This is a genomic window from Nocardioides sp. (genome assembly GCF_035576065.1).
Lineage (GTDB): Bacteria > Actinomycetota > Actinomycetes > Propionibacteriales > Nocardioidaceae > Nocardioides.
Window position 1 is genome coordinate 37,327 of record NZ_DATLWX010000031.1, and the last position, 17,385, is coordinate 54,711.

Genomic DNA, 17,385 nt, shown 5'->3' on the forward strand with positions numbered 1-17,385 from the left:
CCGTGCCTAGGAGCTGTGCGTCGAGCCGCTTTCGGTGTGCGAGGTGACGATGTCGTTCGCGGCGGCCCAGGCGTTGATGTCCCGTCGCTCGATGGCAGCGGCCATCAGGTCGGGGAACTGGTCGGGCGTGCACGCGAACGCGGGCACCCCGATCCCGGCCAGCGCTGCTGCATGGTCGGCGTCGAACGAGGGCCGCCCCGAGTCGCTCAGCGCGAGCAGGGCGATCATCGTCGCGCCCGACCCGACGATCGCTGCGGCGCGACGCAGCATGTCGTCGGCTATCCCTCCCTCGTAGAGGTCACTGATCAGCACCAGCACGGTGTCGTTCGGAGCCGCGATCAGGCCCTGGCAGTAGGCCAGCGCCTGGTTGATGTCGGTGCCTCCGCCGAGCTGCACGCCGAAGAGGATGTCGACCGGGTCCTCGAGCTCGTCGGTGAGGTCGACCACCGCCGTGTCGAAGACGACCAGCCGGGTGGAGACCGAACGCAGGGAGGCGAGCACAGCCCCGAAGACGGACGAGAACACGATCGACTCCGCCATCGAGCCGGACTGGTCGATGCAGAGGATGATCTGCCGCTCGACCTGGGTCGTACGTCGCCCGAACCCCACGAGCCGCTCGGGCACGATCGTCTTGTACTCGGGCTGGTAGTGCTTGAGGTTGGCGGCGATGGTGCGGTTCCAGTCGACGTCGGCGAGCTTGGGACGCCGGGTCCGCGCGGCGCGGTTGAGGGCGCCGTTGATGGACTGCACCGTCTTGGCGCGGAGGCGCTCCTCGAGCTGGTCGGTCACCGCTCGGACAACGGCCCTGGCCGTCTCCCGGGAGTGCTCGGGGATCACGCGGCCCAGCCCGATGAGCGTCGAGACCAGGTTGATGTCCGGTTGGACAGCCTTGAGGAGCTCGGGTTCGAGCAGCAGCTGGCTCAGGCCCAACCGGTGCATCGCGTCGGTCTGCATCACCTGGACGACGCTGGAGGGGAAGTAGCTGCGGATGTCGCCCAGCCAGCGAGCGACCTTGGGCGCTGAGCTGCCCAGACCGGCCCGGCGTCTGCCGTCGTAGAGGTCGCTCAGCGCTGCGTCGCGCTTCGCGTCTGCGGCGCTCAGGGCGACGCCCCCGCTCCCGTCCGTTCCCTGACCGATGCCGTCGGCTTCGTTGCCGCCCAGCACCAACCTCCACCGCGTCAGCCGATCGCGCTCGTTGCTCTCCGCCTCGCTCATCGAGATGCCTCCAGTCCGAGCAGTGCGGCGACGCGGGCGACGGCCGGCGCGGCCTGGTCGAGGTCAAGGGCGGCCGACGATGCCGACTCCCGGCTCGCGGCGCCGCGGTGGCGGAGGTGTTCACCGATCTGGCGCCGCTCGGGTGGCTCGAACCGGGAGAAGGTCCTGCGCAACAACGGCAGCAGATCCTCGAAGGTGGTTTCGTTGATGCCGGCGACCCAGTCGTCGATGATCCGGAGCAGCGCCTCGTCGTGCAGGAGCAGGAGCGCCTCTCCGGAGAGGAACCCGTCGAGCCAGGCCGCTGCCGCAGGGGCGTCAGCGCCATGGGACAAGCGGCGACTGAGGCGGCTGCCTGCCTCCTCGGCGGTGAGCTGCGCCCCGTCCAGCAGCATCCGGTTGACCCGGCCCGACACCGAGCCGTGCACGCTGTCGACGGGCGCGATCCCGTGCAGCGCACGAAGCCACGGGGTGGTGAGCTCTGGGTCGTCCAGCAGGGTGATGCCTCGGTGAGCACCCTCGATGGCGCCGCGCAGCGCCTCAGCCCCGTCGTCGTCGAGGGCCGAGCACGCGCCTGCGAGTCCGAGTGCGGCCCGCACGACGACGGTCCGGAGGACGTGGTGCACTTCGTCGGTGTCCGCGCCGCGCACGTCGCCGTACCGACAGGTGCGGGCGAGCGGCTCGATCGTGGTGAGCAGGCCCAGGGCGTCGTGCTGGCGAGCGGTCCGCTCCGCGAGCGTGTGCACGACGCTGGCCAAGCCCCCCGGCAGCTCAGCGAGCAGGCACTGTTCGATGAGGGACGCCAGGGCTGTCAGGTCCTCGGCCACCTCGGCTCGTTCGGTGACTCGTGACTCGGCCGCGCTGATCACCGTGTTGCCATGCACGCTGGCCTCGATCACTGCCACTGCCAGCTCTGGCTGCCACTCCAGCTGCCAGGCCTCCTTGAACGTGCCGGTGCTTCGTCCTGCGTCGACCTGGTGGCCCCACTCGATCCCCAGCAGCAGCAACCGGTGCAGCAGGACCGACCGGGCCAGCTGCGCCTCCTTGCGCAGGTCGATCTGGATGACCGTCTGGCTCGCGGTCGGCTTCAGCCGCAGCGACTTCTGGTGACGCACCAGGTCGCTGGCGAGCGGCACCATGGGTGTGGAGGCCGGCACCCGGCCCAACTCCTCACCCACGAGCAGGGCGCGACCGATCATCTGGAGCGGCAGGTCGGAGCCGTCGCACAGCACCGCGCGACTGGCGTCCTGGAGCTCGTCGATGCCGACCGAGGGTCGGCCGCGTACGGCGGCCAGTGCCTCCGCCAGGCGCACGGCTTCGACCACCGCCGCCGGTGATGCGTCGAGCCGCTCGCTGCGCAGCGCATGGGCCACCTTGACCAGCCAGCTGGCGACCACGGTCTCGTCGGGGGTGACGAAGAGGTGCTGGTACCACCCGGGAGAGGCGACGCCGGCGCCGTACCCACTGGCAGCGGCGAGCCGACCGGCCGTCCACGGAGCCCATGTGGCCGAGACCTTCGCCTTCGACAATCCGGCCAGCAGCTTGTTGTCCGCCGACGCCGGTGGCCACGTTGACGGATGCACGGCTGGCGCATGGAACGCGCCGCAGACGAAGGCGATCCGCTCGGCGCCCGCCTTCTGGGCCGTCCTGATGACACGGCGCATCGCAGCTTCGCGGAGCTCGTTCTCGCGATCCGGCTCGCCCTCAGCACGCAGCTGCGCCATGGCTTCGCGTAGGACCGCGAAGCGCTGCAGGGTCGAGGAGCGACGGTGCTCCACGGCGTCCTCCCACCAGCGCTCGGCATCGTCGTACCCCGCGGTCGCGGCCAGGATCGCGATCGGGTCGGGGCGACGAGGTGGGTTCGTCGCGGCGTCGGCAGCCTCATCGGCCGCCTCCGCCAACAGGTGGGCGGCCGGGAGGTCCGCGAACCGGGCGTCCACACCGTTGCGGATGGCCCACTGCAGCGCGACCCACTCGGGCGAGAAGACAGCGAGGGGATAGAACAGCGAGCGCCGGGGTGCATCGACGGCATAGACGAGTCCCGCGACGGGGGGCACGAGCTCGGGGTCAGCAGCGAACGCGACCAGTGCGTCGAGCTCAGGGGCTCCCTCGATCAGCACGAGATCGGGCTGCAGCTCCTCGAGGGCAGCCGCCACCGACCGGGCAGACCCCGGGCCGTGGTGTCGGATGCCGAGGACCTCGACGAGCGACTCGGTCACGATCAGCCGAGCTCGCGGCAGGCGCGATAGAGGTCGGTCCACGGCTTGCGGTCCTTGACGACCGTCTCGAGGTATTCCTGCCACACGACCCGGTCCTGCACCGGGTCCTTGATGATCGCGCCGACGAGCCCCGCGGCGATGTCGTCGGCACGCACGACCCCGTCGCCGAAGTGGGCAGCGAGAGCGACCCCGTTGGTCATCACCGAGATCGCTTCCGCGGTCGAGAGCGTCGCCGACGGCGACTTGATCGTCGTACGCTGGTCGGCCGTCACGCCCGAGCGCAGCTCGCGGAAGATCGTGACCACCCGCTCGATCTCCGAGAGCGACTCGAGCTCGGCAGGCAGCTGCAGCGACCGGCCGAGTGCGGCCACCCTCGTGCGTACGATCTCGACCTCCTGCTCGAGGGTGTCGGGCAGCGGCAGGACCAGCGTGTTGAACCGCCGCTTCAACGCCGACGACAGGTCGTTGACGCCCTTGTCGCGGTTGTTGGCCGTGGCGATCACGTTGAAGCCCTGCCGCGCCTGCACCTCGTCGTCGAGCTCCGGAATGGGCAGGTGCTTCTCAGACAGCACCGTGATCAGACAGTCCTGGACGTCCGCCGGGATGCGGGTCAGCTCCTCGATGCGGACCAGGGTGCCGAGCTCCATCGCCCGCATCACCGGGCTCGGCACGATCGCTGCCCGGCTCGGACCCTCGGCGAGCAGCCGGGCGTAGTTCCAGCCGTAGCGCAGGGATTCCTCCGGGGTCCCCGCGGTGCCTTGCACCACCAGCTGCGACGAGCCGCTGATCGCCGCGGCCAGGTGCTCGCTGACCCAGGTCTTGGCCGTCCCCGGGATGCCGAGCAGGAGCAGCGCCCGGTCGGTGGCCAGCGACGCGACCGCCACCTCCATCAGACGGCGGGACCCGAGATACTTCGGCGAGATCTCCGTGCCGTCCACGAGGGTGCCGCCCAGGAGGTAGGTCGTCACCGCCCACGGCGAGAGCAGCCACTCGGGTGGACGGGGCTTGTCGTCGACCGCGGCCAGGGCAGTCAGCTCCGCAGCGTAGGCATCCTCTGCGTGAGCTCGCAGGACGTGGGTGGTGTCGGTCATCTGAATGCCTCCGTGATCGAGCTCTTGACGGACTGGAACTGGATGAGGTTGCGCAGCCGGGTCTCGACCCCGCTGGGATGGCCCTTGCGCTCGAGCCACCGCGTGAGGTCGCTGACGGTGTCGGGGTGCAGGTTTTCGGCCAACCGCGACCCGGACGCGGACAGTACGTGCAACGGGTCCTCCTGCTGGGCCAGCGCCCGGACGACGTCGCGACTGACCTCGCTGCTCCAGGGTCCGGGCAGCGCCTCGACGAGCTGGGTCAGCTCGCCCGGCTTCAGCTTGGGCGACAACCTCTTCGCGACGATGCGTTCGCGCTCGACGTGCCCGATGACCGCCAGCAACGCGGGATCCCATCTCTTGTCGATCAGCGCGGTGGCCCACTCGGCATCGCGCCGCGCCACGGTTGCCCGACGGATGCCTGCCAGGGCGTCCTCGTCGGCCAGCCGCTCCACCGTCGCCGAGGCCCCCACCCCACTCATGTCCGTCCACACTGCCAGCGGCGCCCCGGCGGCCAGCTGCTCCAGCCACCACCCACGCTGGGACCGGCGGCCGGGCGGCTTGCCCAAGCCGTCTCGAACACCGGCTGGGTCGGGATCGTCGGGCAGGTCGACCTCGAGACCGCGCTTGAGCAGACCGGTCGCGCGGACCAAGGGGACAAGACGCGCCCGCATGCGCTCGGCTCGCCTGGATCCCGGCAGCCCGTCGAGGAGTCCTTGCGCTGTGTCGCGGACGGAGCCTGCCCGGTCGTCGAGGGCTGACTCGAGGAGCTCCTCGTCGTCGGGACCCAGACCGACCCGCAAGGCCGCGATGCTCGCCAGCCGGTCCTTGGCGCCGTCGACGGCCCAGGACGTGAGCACCAGCTCACGTGCCGCCCCCGGATCCACCCGTCGACAGGCCTGCAGGGCGACGCCTCGGTCGACGCTGGACAGCTCGTCCCAGTCCCGCTCGAGGCGAGCCGAATCGAATGTCCACCCCTCGACAGCGTCTGCCGGAGAGCCGTCGCCACCCAGTGCCCAGCCCCATACGGGATTCAGCTCCGCAAGCCAGCGTCCACGCGCGTCGAGCGACTTCAGGGCTGGCCCGCGGAGAGAGCCCTGCTCGGTGGCCAGGTCGAGGATCGACGGCAACAGCCGATGGGGGACGCGGCATCCACCCTCGTCGGCTGTGCGCAGCCAGTGCTCGACCAGCGCCGAACGGTTCCGCGCGCCAGCGGGCGGCTGTGCCAGGACCAGGTCGAGGAGCTGCACAGCCCGGGCCGGGGCGACCGGACGACTGTCGGCCTGCGCCGCGTCCGTCTCCGGACGGGTCTGGGGCAGTCGGCCCGCGTGGCGGAGGGCGGCGCCGAGGGCGGCGGCATCGAGGGCGAGCACCTCCGGCGACGCGCCTGCCCGCGCGGCGTACCCGAGGTCGGGAAGGTCGGGCACGGGTCGTCGCGACGTGCCGATGAGCGCAGCGGTCGTGAGCTCGCGCCACCATGCGTCGACGTCACTCACAGCCCGATCAGCTCCCCGTCGACCACGACCGAGAGCGGGCGGAGCGTGCCCGAGTCGAGCTCCCCGAAGAGGTCGACCCGGTGGCCGCCCGTCAGCGCGAGCACGTCCCAGCCGGCGGAGTCGCCCGAGAGCCCGAGCGAGGCGCCGTCCGGGTCGACGACGTAGGCCGGGGCAGCCCGCACGGAACTCAGAACGACGGGCAGGCGTCGCAGCCACGGATTGGCTCCACGCGCCAGCGCGGCGGCCGCTACTGCGGCGCGTATCCCGGTCCCCGCCGGCAGTCCGCCGCGTGTCGTGGTGGCGACCGGTTCGGTGACGAAGGTCGCTCGCCGCACGGTCGTCCCCGGGTAGCGAGCCACGCTGGCCTCGATCACCGATCCGACGACCTGTGGCACCGCCAGGGCCTGGCCGGCCGCCGCGAAGTCCAGGACCTGCACGATCTCGTGGCTGGTCTCGCCCCAGAGCCAGGTGCGTTGCTGCTGCAGCCGCCCGTCCTCGGTGCGGTGCGCCCCCAGCGTCAGCCAGCTGTCCTGGACGGCCTCTGACTGACGGATCTCCTCCTTGGCGTACGCCCATCCCAGCGCCGCCCGCAGGTCGCCCAACGCATCGTCGTCGAGACCCTCCCGACCGAGCCAGGCACGCGTCATCGTCCACCACTCACCACAGCCGACCAGCAGGTGCTCGGCCCAGTCGGCGCGGCCGTGGATCTCAGAGCTCATGGTCCGGACCTGCTCGGCGAGGCCCGGCAGCTGAGCATCGACGAGCCGAGCAGCGGTGTTCTCCCACCACGCGGTCGGCTGGTTGCGGGCGGTCGCGGAGCCGCTGCGCATGAGGTCGCCGAGCCACAGGGCGAAGTCCTCGATGCCCGCACTCATCAACGCGATCCGGTCCTCGCGTCGCTTGGCCTGCGCGACCGGGTCGACGGCCTTCTTCTCCTGTGTGGACCGACGTGCGCGCTCCGCCCGCTGGCTGGCCCAGTCGCTCGCGAAGTCGGCGGTGTCGGCCTGGTCAGCGATCGTCCCGGAACCGTCCACCCACAGCAACAGCAGCGCGAGCCCGTGCTTGCAGGGGAACTTGCGGCTCGGGCACGAGCAACGGAACGCCGGGCCGTTGAGGTCGATGCTGGTCTGGTACGGCGTCTTGCCTGACCCTTGGCACTTGCCCCAGACCAAGGTGTCGTTGCTCCCGGTGTCCGACCACGGTCCGGGCACAGCCAGCTTTCGCGCAGCAGCCAGCGACGCCGCGTCGGGGGCCAGCTTGGCCACCTGCTCAGGAGTCCACCGAGTCATGTCGGGCACATCATGACAGTCAGCGAAGCAGGTGCCCTACGACACGGCGCGGCGGCCGAGGTGTCGCCTACAGGTTGCCGGCAACCGCGCGCACGAGGCCGAGCGCCTCGCGCGACCAGTCCGGCGACGCGCCCGCCAGCCCGCACGACGGCGTGATCACCAGTCGCTCACGGACCCCGGCCGGATCCAGGCCGAGCATGTCCAGCCAGCGCAGCACGCTCTCGGTCAGCGCGGTCTCGGAGGGTACGGCGCCGGTGTCGGTCGAGGGCACCATCCCGAGCGCGACGACGGCTCCACCATCAAGCGCCTGCGCCAGCGCATCGAGGTCCTGCGGGACCAGCACGTCGTGGTCCACCGAGAGCCCTCGGGCACCGGCACCGGCGACCAGGCCCCACGGCACTCCGGGAGCACACGAGTGCACCCATGGTTCGGCACCTGCCTCGGCGATGGCACCCAGCACGACCTCGAGGGCTGCTGAGGCCTCGGGCGGGTGGACGGTGCGGTGCCGCCCGAAGCCGGATGCCGTAGGGATCGAGCCAGCGAGCACCGCCGGCAACGCCGGCTCGTCGACCTGCACGATCAGCCGGTCGACGCCGGGCAGGCGGCGCTTGAGGTCGGCGACGTGACCCAGCAGGCCTTCTGCGAGCGCCTGGGTGAGGTCACGACGGGCGCCGTGGTCGGACAGCACCTTGTCGCCGCGCGGCTTCTCAGTGGTGGCAGCCAGCGTCCAGGGTCCAGTGACCTGCGTCTTGAAGGCGCCGGCATAGCCCTGGGCCTGCTCCTCGACCTGGTCGAGGTCCTGGGCCAGCAGCGAGCGCGCGCGGCGGTGGTCGATCCCCGACGCATCTGTCAGGCGCCAGCCGGCGGGCTGGAGGTCGACCCCGATGCCGACGACGACGCCGAGCGTGCGACCCGTCATGCCGGCGCCCGGTCCCCGGCCGGGGACCTCGGGCACGAACGGCAGGTCGGGGAGCTCTCCGAGCGAGAGCCGCACCGCTTCGGCGTACTCCCGATCGTCCTCGCCCGGCATGGAACCCACTCCCGTGGCCATCGTCATGAGGGCGCTCCGTCGAGGGCAACGCTTCGGGCCGTGGCGCTGATCGTGGCCGAGCCCACGACGCGGGTCCCCTCGTAGATCACCGCGGCCTGCCCGGGCGCGATGCCCTCGGCCGGGTCGAGGAGCTCGATCTCCACGACATCGACGTCGTGCTCGACACCCACGCGCACGACGGCTCGGTGCTCGCGCCCGTGGGCGCGGAGCTGCACGGTGACATCCGGACCGTCGAGCAACGACGGCACCGTGCCGCACCACCGGGGCTTGATCCCGGAGACCCGATCGATCCGCAGCCCTTCCCGCGGTCCCACCGAGACCGTGCCGCTGACCGGCTCGATGTCGAGGACGAAGCGCGGCTTCCCGTCTGCTGCGGGCGTGCCGAGGCGCAGCCCGCGACGCTGCCCGATCGTGAAGCCGACCGTCCCGTCGTGCCGGGCCAGCACCTCCCCAGAGCTCGCGTCGACGATGTCACCGCCGGCGTTGGGGTTGCGGTCGCCGAGCTTCTCCTTGAGCCACCCCGTGGTGTCGCCGTCGGCGACGAAGCAGATGTCGTGGGAGTCCGGCTTGTCGGCGACCAGCAGGCCTCGGTCGGCGGCCTCGCGGCGTACAACGTCCTTGGTGGTGTCGCCGAGCGGGAAGAGCGAGTGTGCCAGCTGGTCCTGGGTCAGCACCCCGAGCACGTAGGACTGGTCCTTGCCCATGTCGGTGGCGCGGTGCATCTCCACCAGGCCGTCGGGGCCTGTGCGCAGCTGCGCGTAGTGGCCGGTCGCCACGGCATCGAAGCCGAGGGCGAGTGCGCGGTCCAGCACGGCTGCGAACTTGATTTTCTCGTTGCACCGCAGGCACGGGTTGGGGGTGCGGCCGGCGGCGTATTCGTCCATGAAGTCCTCGACGACGTCCTCGTGGAACCGGTCGGAGAGGTCCCACACGTAGAACGGGATGCCGATGATGTCGGCCGCGCGGCGGGCGTCGTTGCTGTCCTCGATGGTGCAGCAGCCCCGGGCGCCCGTGCGGTAGGACTGCGGGTTGCGCGAGAGAGCCAGGTGGATGCCGGTGACGTCGTGCCCTGCCTCGGCGGCGCGGGCGGCGGCGACGGCTGAGTCCACCCCGCCGGACATGGCAGCGAGGATCCTCATCAGCGCACGCCTGCCTTGGCCGTCCTGGCTCGCTCGACCACGGGGCCGATCGCCTCGACGAGGGCGTCGATGTCGGCAGCGGTGGTGGTGTGTCCCAGCGAGAACCGCAGCGAGTGGCGGGCCTGGTCGTCGTCGCACCCCATCGCCAGCAGCACGTGCGAGGGCTGGGGCACGCCGGCGCTGCAGGCCGAGCCGGTCGAGCACTCGATGCCGCGGGCGTCGAGCAGCATCAGCATGGAGTCGCCCTCGCACCCCGGGAAGCCGATGTGCGCGTTGCCGGGCAGGCGCCGGACGGGATCGCCGTGGAGGTGCGCGTCCGGGACGGCCTCGACCACGCGGCGTACGAGCTCATCGCGCAGGGCGCGGAGCCGGGTGGCGTGGTGGTCCTGGTTCTTGACCGACGCCTCGATGGCGGCCGCCAGCCCGGCGATCGCCGGCGGGTCGAGGGTTCCGCTCCGGATGTCTCGCTCCTGGCCACCCCCGTGCACGAGGGCGGAGACCTTCAGGTCTCGGCGTACGACCAACGCACCCACGCCGTAGGGCCCACCCACCTTGTGCCCGGTCAGGCTCAGGGCATCGACCCCCGAGGCGGCGAAGTCGACGGGCTCCACGCCGATCGCCTGCACCGCGTCGGTGTGGACAGGGATGTCGTACTCGCTCGCGATGTCGACGACCAGGTCCAAGGGCTGCAGCGTGCCGACCTCGTTGTTGGCCCACATCACCGAGACCAGCGAGACGGTCTCGGGGTCGCGCGCGATCGACTCATGAAGCGCTGCCACGACCAGCCGGCCGCGATCGTCGACCGGGAGGAGCTCGACCTCGGCCCCCTCCGCCTCCGCGAGCCAGTTCAAGGGATCCAGGACGGCGTGGTGCTCGATGGCGGTGGACAGGATGCGGACCCGACGGGGGTCGGCCGCCCTACGCGCCCAGAAGATGCCCTTGAGGGCGAGGTTGTCGGACTCGGTGCCGCCGGCAGTGAACACGACGTCGCCCGGCCGGCAGCCCAGTGACCGCGCGATCGTCTCGCGGCTCTCCTCCACGACCCGGCGGGCGCCGCGGCCGGAGGCATGCAGGGAGTTGGCATTGCCCACGGCCGCGAGCTGCGCGGTCATCGCCTCGATCGCCGCCGGCAACATCGGCGTCGTCGCGGCATGGTCGAGATAGACCCGTGAAGTGTTCATGGCCGCCAAAGCCTATCCGTGGTGTGTGTGCGAGCGGCTTTCCGCGACGGGGACGGACTGCACCACACGCCCCCACGCTCCCCTACCCTGACGGCGTGATGCACATGTCTCGGGTCGTGGTCGCGACTCTCCTGCTGATGTTCGTGGCCGGTTGCACCCAGGGAAGCGGGGAGCCCGCAGCGTCGAAGAGCCCCGCCAGCGCTGGCGCGGACGGACAATCCGCCCTGCGCGCGGCCGCGCTCTCCTTGGTCGAGAGGCGCAGCGATGCGCTGCGCTCGGGCGACCGAGACGCGTTCATCGCGACCGTCGATCCGCGAGAGACGGAGTTCCTGGAGACGCAGACTCGATGGTTCGACAATCTCGCCGCCCTGCCGATCGCCACGATCGGGCTCCGCCTCGGGGACGAGGACGACATGACCCGCATCTCTGCCGACGGCGACTACCAGCTGCCGGTGGAGTTCGCCCTCCAGCTCGAGGGCTACGACGAGCACCCCGTCACGCAGCCGATGGTCTACCGGTTCTCGGCGAACGGCGACGACGTCCTGTTGACCGCTGACCGCAACGTGCAGAGCGACGCCCGCAGTGGCTGGCGACCGGCCCCCTGGGACGTCACGGCGATCGAGGTGCGCACCACGGACTCAGTGCTCGGGGTCTTCGACGCGAACACGGCGAAGTCCGCCGACGAGATCATGACCGACGTGGGCGACTCCGTGGCCCACCTCAAGGGCGTCGTACCCCCATGGTCCAATCGCGTGGTCGCCTATGCCATCGAGAACGTCGACGCGCTCGACAAGATGAGCCTGATGGAGGTCAGCCGCACGGGTGGCGTCGCCTTCCCCGTGCCGACGAAGCCGGGATCCGAGCGGATTGCTGCCTACCGCCTCGCGCTCAACCCCGCTGCGATCGCCGATGACACCTTCCGTGGTGTCCTGATCCGCCACGAGGTGGGGCACGCCGCGCTGGGCGGGCTCGACGACTCGAGCCCCACCTGGCTCGTCGAGGGCAGTGCGGAATACCTCGGGTTGCGCTCCCTGCCGACGGCCCGGGTGCGGGACTTCTTCCGCGAGCTCGCCGTTTCCTACACCACGTTTCCCCTCGCCGCCGGCCGGAAGTTCTACGAGGTCAGGAGCACCCGCAACTACAACTCGGCGAGCCTCGTGTGCAGCTTCCTCGCCGAGACGCTAGGGCCCGAGACGTTGTGGTCCCTCATGCGTGCCTTCGAGCGGAGCGGCTACGTGTCCCAGGCGGACATCGACGACATCGTGCGCCGTGAGCTCGGGCGGACCACCCGACAGCTCGGCGAGGACGCGCGCGCCTGGGCACTGGCCGGCTGAGCTGCCGGCGGCTGACGTCAGCTCCCCATCGCCTCGGTCAGCCACGGGTGGTCCGCCCGCTCCTTGTGTACGGCGCCGCGCAACCACGCCTGGGCCTCGCGGGCCAGCAGCGGCCACGTCGTGACCAGGTCGGCGGTGTCCTTGGGGCGGAGCAGCCGCGCCTTGTGGTGCAGGACCACCTCGGGCTTCATGTAGCGGATGCCGTCGTCCGCCAGCCAGGTGACGTCCGCCAGGGGGGCCACGTGCTCCGGGTCGCGGCGAGAGAGCCACTGGCCGTCCACGTCCTCACTGAGGATGCAGTCCAGGAACCAGGGCGCTGCAGCGTGGTTGCGCAGCCACACCTGGCCCGCCTGGTCGTGGGGTTCTGGCCAGTCGTCGTTGAGGGGACGGATAGCCCCGCTCCCGGCGCTCCAGATGTGGTGCCGGTCCCCCACGAGCTCACGCAACAGCGGCAGGTCGCGGCGCCAGATGACGAGGTCGATGTCCTCGTGCTGACGCGGGATCCCTGTGTAGGCCTCGATCGCCCAGCCTCCGACGATCCACCACTCGCCGGGATATTGCGCCATGAAGTCCGCGACCCCTGCCGGGTCGAGGGCGTCCCAGTCGCCGTACAACCGGCGAAAGGAGATCTCCTCGGCTTGTTCGTCTGCGCTCGGCACCCACGTTGTCATCCCGCGAACCTACCGAGAGTGGGTCAGGTCAACCCCAGCTCGGCCACGACCGCCGCGTGGTCGGTGCCGTTGATCCCCACGACCTCACCCTCAAGGGCAGCCAGCTTGCGGGCGACGAGGACGTGGTCGATCTGGACCAGCGGCAACGGCAACCTCCCCTTGCCGTTCATGGGCCACGTCGGGCGCCATCCGCTGTTGGTCGACTCAGACACGGCGCGCAACCCGGCGTCGCGCAGCGACATCATGACCTCGTGGTCGTGCGTGGCGTTGAAGTCGCCCATCATCAGGTCAGCGTCGAGGGCGGACTCGGCGATCGCGGCATGGTCGAGGCGCCAGTCCTCCGAGCTGCCGATCGGCGGTCGCGGGTGCACCGCAAGGACGCGGATCGTCTCGGCGTCGAGCTGCACGTCGGCCACCACCGTGCCGAACCTGGTGCCGATCTGATCGATGTCGCTCAGTGGCGTCCGGGAGAGCAGCATCGTGGTGCTCCTCACGCCGGGTTGCGCCGTCCCAGCACGATAGGGGAACAGGTCCGCGAAGCCGGCCGCGTCCATGGTCTTCAACGCCTCAGGCGTCACCTCGACCAGTGCAAGAAGGTCCACCTCGCGTCGGGAGACCTCCTCGACGACCTGGACGGGATCGGCCGCGCCGTGGAGCAGGTTCACCGACATGACGGTCATCCGCTCAGCACCGTCGGCGGGCTGTGGCGCCGAACCCAGGTAGAAGGGTGACAACCACCAGGCGTGCAGCGCGACGCCCGCCACGGCAAGCACGAGCACGCCGATCGAGGCACGCTCGCGGCGCAGGGCACCGGCCAGCAACAACATGGCCGCCAGCAGGCAGGCAGGAAGGGCCACTGGCGTGAAGGACACCAGGCGCACCCACGTCCCCGCCTCGGGCTGCAGCACCCGGAGCACCGTCAGCACGCCTGCCCACAGCAGCGCTGCGCCCACCGTGACTCTGGCCAGCCCCCGGATCACCTGCACGCCGCGAACCTACCGGGGCGCGGCAGCTCAGCGACGACCGACACAGCTCGACGAGACAAAGGTCGACCAGCCCGTATCTCCACGCAGGCGCGTCGAGCTTCAGGTCCATGACCTGTCTTCAGCATGAAACTCCACGCAGGTGCGTCGAGCTTCAGCTTCGGGCGCCGATCCGCGCCAGCAGGCTTGTTCAGGGTCCGGCGTCGACGATCCGACGGACTTCACCAAGGTCGAGGTCGAACGGTCCGATCCGGGTCAGCACCCACGACGCCCCGCAGTCCGTCCACTCCTCCGGGTCCTGCTCGGGCTGCAGGTCGACCACCACGTCGAATCCCGGAGCCGCGGCGTGCTCCCTCAAGTCGGCGGTCACGGCGTCGAGGTCATCGGGTCCGTCCAGACCGATGACGAAGAAGCCGTCGTACCTCGCTGCCCGGCGCACGGGCGCACGGTTGCCGAACCGTCCGGCCAGCCAGATCGGCACGGCCGGCGCCGGCTGGAAGCGGACGTCGCGCGCCGCGTAGTGAGCCCCGTCGTGGTCGGTCGGGGCACCCGAGAGCAACGAGGTGAGGACCTCGAGGCCTTCGTCGAGCATCGCGCCGCGCACCTGGGGCACTGACTCGTCGCCGAACGCGCTGAACTCGCCCACCCAGTCGTCTCCCAGTCCCAGCCCGAGCACGAACCGGCCACCCGACAGCACCGCCAGGCTGGCCGCCTGCCGAGCCAGGACCTGTGGTCGGCGCCGCGCGAGGGGGGTCACCATCGACCCGAACAGCAGGCGCTCGGTGCGCATAGCGACAGCCGCGCAGCAGGTCCACACGTCGGCGATGGCCTCCACGCGCTCGCCGTACTGCAGGTGGTCCCAGACGAAGAAGCCGTCCCAACCGGCCGCCTCCGCTGCAGCAGCCAGGTCGCCGATCACCCGCGGGTCGGCCAAGGGGTCGAAGGGGGCCACGAAGAGCCCCCGGCGCGTGGTCATGGGGACATCATGGCCGACGGCCTAGTACACCTGGAGCAGGATCAGGTCGTCGCGGTGCACGACTTCACGCTCGTACGCCGACCCGAGCTCACGCGAGAGGTCCTTGCTCGAGCGTCCGAGCAGGCCGGGTAGCTCATCGGCATCGAAGTTGACCAGCCCCCTGGCCACGGGTCGGTGCTCCGGGTCGACCAACGAGACCGGGTCGCCGGCGCTGAAGACGCCGGTCACCGCGGTGATGCCGGCTGCCAGCAGCGACGCCCGGCGCTCGGTGACGGCCGCCACCGCGCCGGGGTCGAGCACCAGCGAGCCCTTGGGCTCGGTGGCGTGGGCCAGCCACAGCAGGCGCGTCGGACGGCGCTTGCCGGTGACCTGGAAGACCGTACCCACGTCGGCGCCGGAGAGGGCTGCAGCGGCCTGGTCCGCGGACGTGAGGATCACCGGGATCCCGGCGCCCGTGGCGATCCGGACCGCGTCGATCTTGGTCGCCATGCCGCCGGTCCCGACACCGGAGGTCCCCGCGGAGCCGATGTCGACACGGGCGAGGTCGTCCTCAGACCGGATCGCCGGGATCAGTGTCGAACCGGGCTGGGTCGGCGGGCCGTCGTACAACCCATCGACGTCCGACAGCAGGACCAACAGGTCGGCATGCACGAGGTGGGCCACGAGGGCGGCCAGCCGGTCGTTGTCACCGAACCGGATCTCCGAGGTCGCCACCGTGTCGTTCTCGTTGACGATCGGCAGCACGCCGAGCTCCAGCAGCTTGGCGAACGTCTGGTGGGCGTTGCGATAGTGAGCGCGCCGGATCACGTCGTCGACGGTCAGCAGCACCTGCCCGGTCACGAGTCCGTGGCGGGCGAGCTCCTCCTGGTAGCGGTGCACCAGCAGACCCTGACCGACCGAGGCCGCAGCCTGCTGGGTGGCGAGGGCGCTCGGCCTCCTCGTCAGCCCGAGCGGGGCGAGGCCCGCCGCGATGGCCCCGGAGGAGACCAGGACGACCTCGACGCCACGTCCGCGAGCCGCGGCCAGGACGTCGACGAGGTGCCGGATCCGCGCCGGGTCGATGCCGCCGTCGGCCGTGGTGAGCGACGACGAGCCCACCTTGACGACGACCCGTCGCGCTTGCGCCACGAGGGCGCCACGATCCAACGCCCCCCGATCGGTCACTCGTCGTCCCGGTCAGGGTCGTCCTTGGAACCGATCTCGTAGGACATGGGGCCGATGCCGGAGCTGGTGACCGTCTTGGGCGCGGCAGCCTTGCCGGCGCGGTCGATCCGTCGGGCCACGTCTGCGCGCGTCTCGGTCTCCGAGCGCTCGGGCATCTGCTCCTGGATGTCACGGCGTCGGGTGGAGGAGGGACGCTCCTCGCGCAGCCGCTCGTCCTCGCCGCGGCGACCGAGCATCTCGGCGCCGGCCTCGATGCCTGGCTTGAAGTCGAAGACCACGGCGTCGTCGGGCTTGCCGATGAGCACGGCGTCGCCCTCCTGGGCCCCCATCTTGGCCAGCTTTGCCTCGACGCCGAGCCGGGTGAGACGGTCCGCGAGGAAGCCCACGGCCTCCTCGTTGCTGAAGTCGGTCTGTCGCACCCATCGCTCGGGCTTCTCGCCGCGCACGCGCCACCCCTCGGGCGACTCGGTGACCTCGAAGTCGCCACCGTTGTCGGCGCCCGGGGGCCGGAGCACGATGCGGGTGGTCTCCACCGCGGGGCGGGCGGCGCGGGCCTGGCCGACGATGTCGCCCATCGCATAGATCAGGGCGGGCATCCCCTCGCCGGACGCGGCACTGACCGGGAAGACCCGGTGGCCGCGCGCTTCGAGGTCGTCGCGGACCATGCTGGCGATCTCGTTGCCGTCCGGGACGTCGACCTTGTTGAGCGCCACCAGCCGGGGCCGGTCCTCGAGGCCGCCGTAGCGGCTCAGCTCGTTCTCGATCACGTCGAGGTCGTCCACGGGGTTGCGGCCGGGCTCGATGGTCGCGGTGTCGATCACGTGCACGAGAGCGGCGCAGCGTTCGATGTGGCGCAGGAAGTCGTGTCCGAGGCCGCGACCGTCGGCGGCGCCCTCGATCAGCCCGGGCACGTCAGCGACGGTGAACGTCACGTCGCCGGCGCGTACGACGCCGAGGTTGGGCACCAGCGTGGTGAACGGGTAGTCGGCGATCTTCGGGCGCGCACGCGACATCGCCGCGATCAGCGACGACTTGCCCGCACTGGGGAAGCCGACCAGCCCGACGTCCGCGACCACCTTGAGCTCGAGGCGGACCTCGATCTCGTCGCCCGGCTCACCGAGGAGGGCGAAGCCCGGGGCCTTGCGCTTGCTGCTGGCCAGCGCGGCGTTGCCGAGACCGCCGCGTCCGCCACGGGCGACCACCATCTCGGTGCCGGCCCCCACCATGTCGCCGAGGATCTCGCCGTCGGTCGTCTTGACCAGAGTGCCGTCGGGGACGGGCAGGACGAGATCGCCGCCGTGGGCGCCGTTGCGGTGCGCGCCAGCACCGTGGCCCCCGTTGTCGGCCTTGCGCTTGTTGCCGTGGTGATAGTCGATCAGCGTGGTGACATCCGGGTCCACCCGCAGGATCACCGACCCGCCCGGGCCACCGTTGCCGCCATCAGGTCCCCCGAGGGGCTTGAACTTCTCCCGGTGGACCGACGCGACACCGTTGCCGCCCCGGCCGGCGCTGATGTGCAGCGTCACCTGGTCGACGAAGGTGGGTACTGCCATGGGGTGCTCCTGGTGCGAGTCTCTGCGTT

At 71.0% G+C, this 17,385-nt stretch carries 14 protein-coding genes; 1 reads left to right on the plus strand and 13 read right to left on the minus strand.

All coding sequences use genetic code 11. The features are described from left to right. Window positions 1-6: 6 nt before the first annotated feature. The 8 genes from VNJ48_RS14995 to VNJ48_RS15030 form a co-directional block, all read right to left on the minus strand. On the minus strand, window positions 7-1,215 hold the full coding sequence (locus VNJ48_RS14995) for a VWA domain-containing protein (RefSeq protein ID WP_325603491.1): 1,209 nt from the start codon (window positions 1,213-1,215) through the stop codon (window positions 7-9). Further along, a complete protein-coding gene (locus tag VNJ48_RS15000; protein ID WP_325603492.1) occupies window positions 1,212-3,431 on the minus strand; it encodes a DUF5682 family protein in 2,220 nt (739 codons plus the stop codon). The genes VNJ48_RS14995 and VNJ48_RS15000 overlap by 4 nt, the downstream gene beginning before the upstream one ends. Window positions 3,432-3,433: 2 nt before the next feature. Then, the gene (locus tag VNJ48_RS15005) at window positions 3,434-4,522 is read right to left on the minus strand and encodes an ATP-binding protein (protein WP_325603494.1); all 1,089 of its coding nucleotides are present in this window, start codon (window positions 4,520-4,522) and stop codon (window positions 3,434-3,436) included. After that, on the minus strand, window positions 4,519-6,015 hold the full coding sequence (locus VNJ48_RS15010) for a DUF5691 domain-containing protein (protein WP_325603496.1): 1,497 nt from the start codon (window positions 6,013-6,015) through the stop codon (window positions 4,519-4,521). The genes VNJ48_RS15005 and VNJ48_RS15010 overlap by 4 nt, the downstream gene beginning before the upstream one ends. Beyond that, entirely contained in the window at window positions 6,012-7,304 is a 1,293-nt protein-coding gene (locus tag VNJ48_RS15015; protein ID WP_325603498.1) for an SWIM zinc finger family protein, read from the minus strand. The genes VNJ48_RS15010 and VNJ48_RS15015 overlap by 4 nt, the downstream gene beginning before the upstream one ends. 67 nt (window positions 7,305-7,371) lie before the next feature. Then, complete coding sequence (locus tag VNJ48_RS15020; RefSeq protein ID WP_325603500.1) at window positions 7,372-8,361, minus strand: methionine synthase; 990 nt, start codon at window positions 8,359-8,361, stop codon at window positions 7,372-7,374. After that, on the minus strand, window positions 8,358-9,494 hold the full coding sequence (gene mnmA / locus VNJ48_RS15025) for a tRNA 2-thiouridine(34) synthase MnmA (RefSeq protein ID WP_325603502.1): 1,137 nt from the start codon (window positions 9,492-9,494) through the stop codon (window positions 8,358-8,360). The genes VNJ48_RS15020 and mnmA overlap by 4 nt, the downstream gene beginning before the upstream one ends. Continuing rightward, entirely contained in the window at window positions 9,494-10,675 is a 1,182-nt protein-coding gene (locus VNJ48_RS15030) for a cysteine desulfurase family protein (protein WP_325603504.1), read from the minus strand. Before VNJ48_RS15030 ends, mnmA begins: the two co-directional genes overlap by 1 nt. Window positions 10,676-10,770: 95 nt before the next feature. Here VNJ48_RS15030 and VNJ48_RS15035 point away from each other — a divergent pair, with 95 nt between their 5' ends. Further along, window positions 10,771-12,009 (plus strand): hypothetical protein, encoded by a 1,239-nt coding sequence (locus tag VNJ48_RS15035; protein ID WP_325603506.1) that lies wholly within the window; start codon window positions 10,771-10,773, stop codon window positions 12,007-12,009. 17 nt (window positions 12,010-12,026) lie between these two features. Here VNJ48_RS15035 and VNJ48_RS15040 read toward each other — a convergent pair whose 3' ends face one another. The 5 genes from VNJ48_RS15040 to obgE form a co-directional block, all read right to left on the minus strand. Further along, window positions 12,027-12,680 (minus strand): nucleotidyltransferase domain-containing protein, encoded by a 654-nt coding sequence (locus tag VNJ48_RS15040; protein ID WP_325603508.1) that lies wholly within the window; start codon window positions 12,678-12,680, stop codon window positions 12,027-12,029. Between the two features lie 23 nt (window positions 12,681-12,703). Continuing rightward, complete coding sequence (locus VNJ48_RS15045; RefSeq protein WP_325603510.1) at window positions 12,704-13,666, minus strand: endonuclease/exonuclease/phosphatase family protein; 963 nt, start codon at window positions 13,664-13,666, stop codon at window positions 12,704-12,706. A 187-nt stretch (window positions 13,667-13,853) separates the two neighbouring features. Further along, a complete protein-coding gene (locus VNJ48_RS15050; protein WP_325603512.1) occupies window positions 13,854-14,639 on the minus strand; it encodes an LLM class flavin-dependent oxidoreductase in 786 nt (261 codons plus the stop codon). A gap of 21 nt (window positions 14,640-14,660) precedes the next feature. Then, window positions 14,661-15,803: a glutamate 5-kinase gene (gene proB / locus VNJ48_RS15055; protein WP_325603514.1), complete on the minus strand. Its 1,143-nt coding sequence runs from the start codon at window positions 15,801-15,803 to the stop codon at window positions 14,661-14,663. Beyond that, window positions 15,800-17,356 carry a GTPase ObgE gene (gene obgE, locus VNJ48_RS15060; protein WP_325603516.1) on the minus strand — a complete coding sequence of 519 codons (1,557 nt, stop codon included), beginning with the start codon at window positions 17,354-17,356 and terminating at the stop codon, window positions 15,800-15,802. The genes proB and obgE overlap by 4 nt, the downstream gene beginning before the upstream one ends. Window positions 17,357-17,385 lie beyond the last annotated feature (29 nt).

Excerpts from the sequence above, each read along its gene's own strand:
- VNJ48_RS15020 (WP_325603500.1), bottom strand. The coding sequence starts at position 8,361 with ATGACGATGGCCACGGGAGTGGGTTCCATGCCGGGCGAGGACGATCGG.
- VNJ48_RS15040 (WP_325603508.1), bottom strand. The coding sequence starts at position 12,680 with ATGACAACGTGGGTGCCGAGCGCAGACGAACAAGCCGAGGAGATCTCC.
- VNJ48_RS15030 (WP_325603504.1), bottom strand. The coding sequence starts at position 10,675 with ATGAACACTTCACGGGTCTATCTCGACCATGCCGCGACGACGCCGATG.
- obgE (WP_325603516.1), bottom strand. The coding sequence starts at position 17,356 with ATGGCAGTACCCACCTTCGTCGACCAGGTGACGCTGCACATCAGCGCC.
- VNJ48_RS15005 (WP_325603494.1), bottom strand. The coding sequence starts at position 4,522 with ATGACCGACACCACCCACGTCCTGCGAGCTCACGCAGAGGATGCCTAC.
- VNJ48_RS14995 (WP_325603491.1), bottom strand. The coding sequence starts at position 1,215 with ATGAGCGAGGCGGAGAGCAACGAGCGCGATCGGCTGACGCGGTGGAGG.
- VNJ48_RS15050 (WP_325603512.1), bottom strand. The coding sequence starts at position 14,639 with ATGACCACGCGCCGGGGGCTCTTCGTGGCCCCCTTCGACCCCTTGGCC.
- VNJ48_RS15015 (WP_325603498.1), bottom strand. The coding sequence starts at position 7,304 with ATGACTCGGTGGACTCCTGAGCAGGTGGCCAAGCTGGCCCCCGACGCG.
- mnmA (WP_325603502.1), bottom strand. The coding sequence starts at position 9,494 with ATGAGGATCCTCGCTGCCATGTCCGGCGGGGTGGACTCAGCCGTCGCC.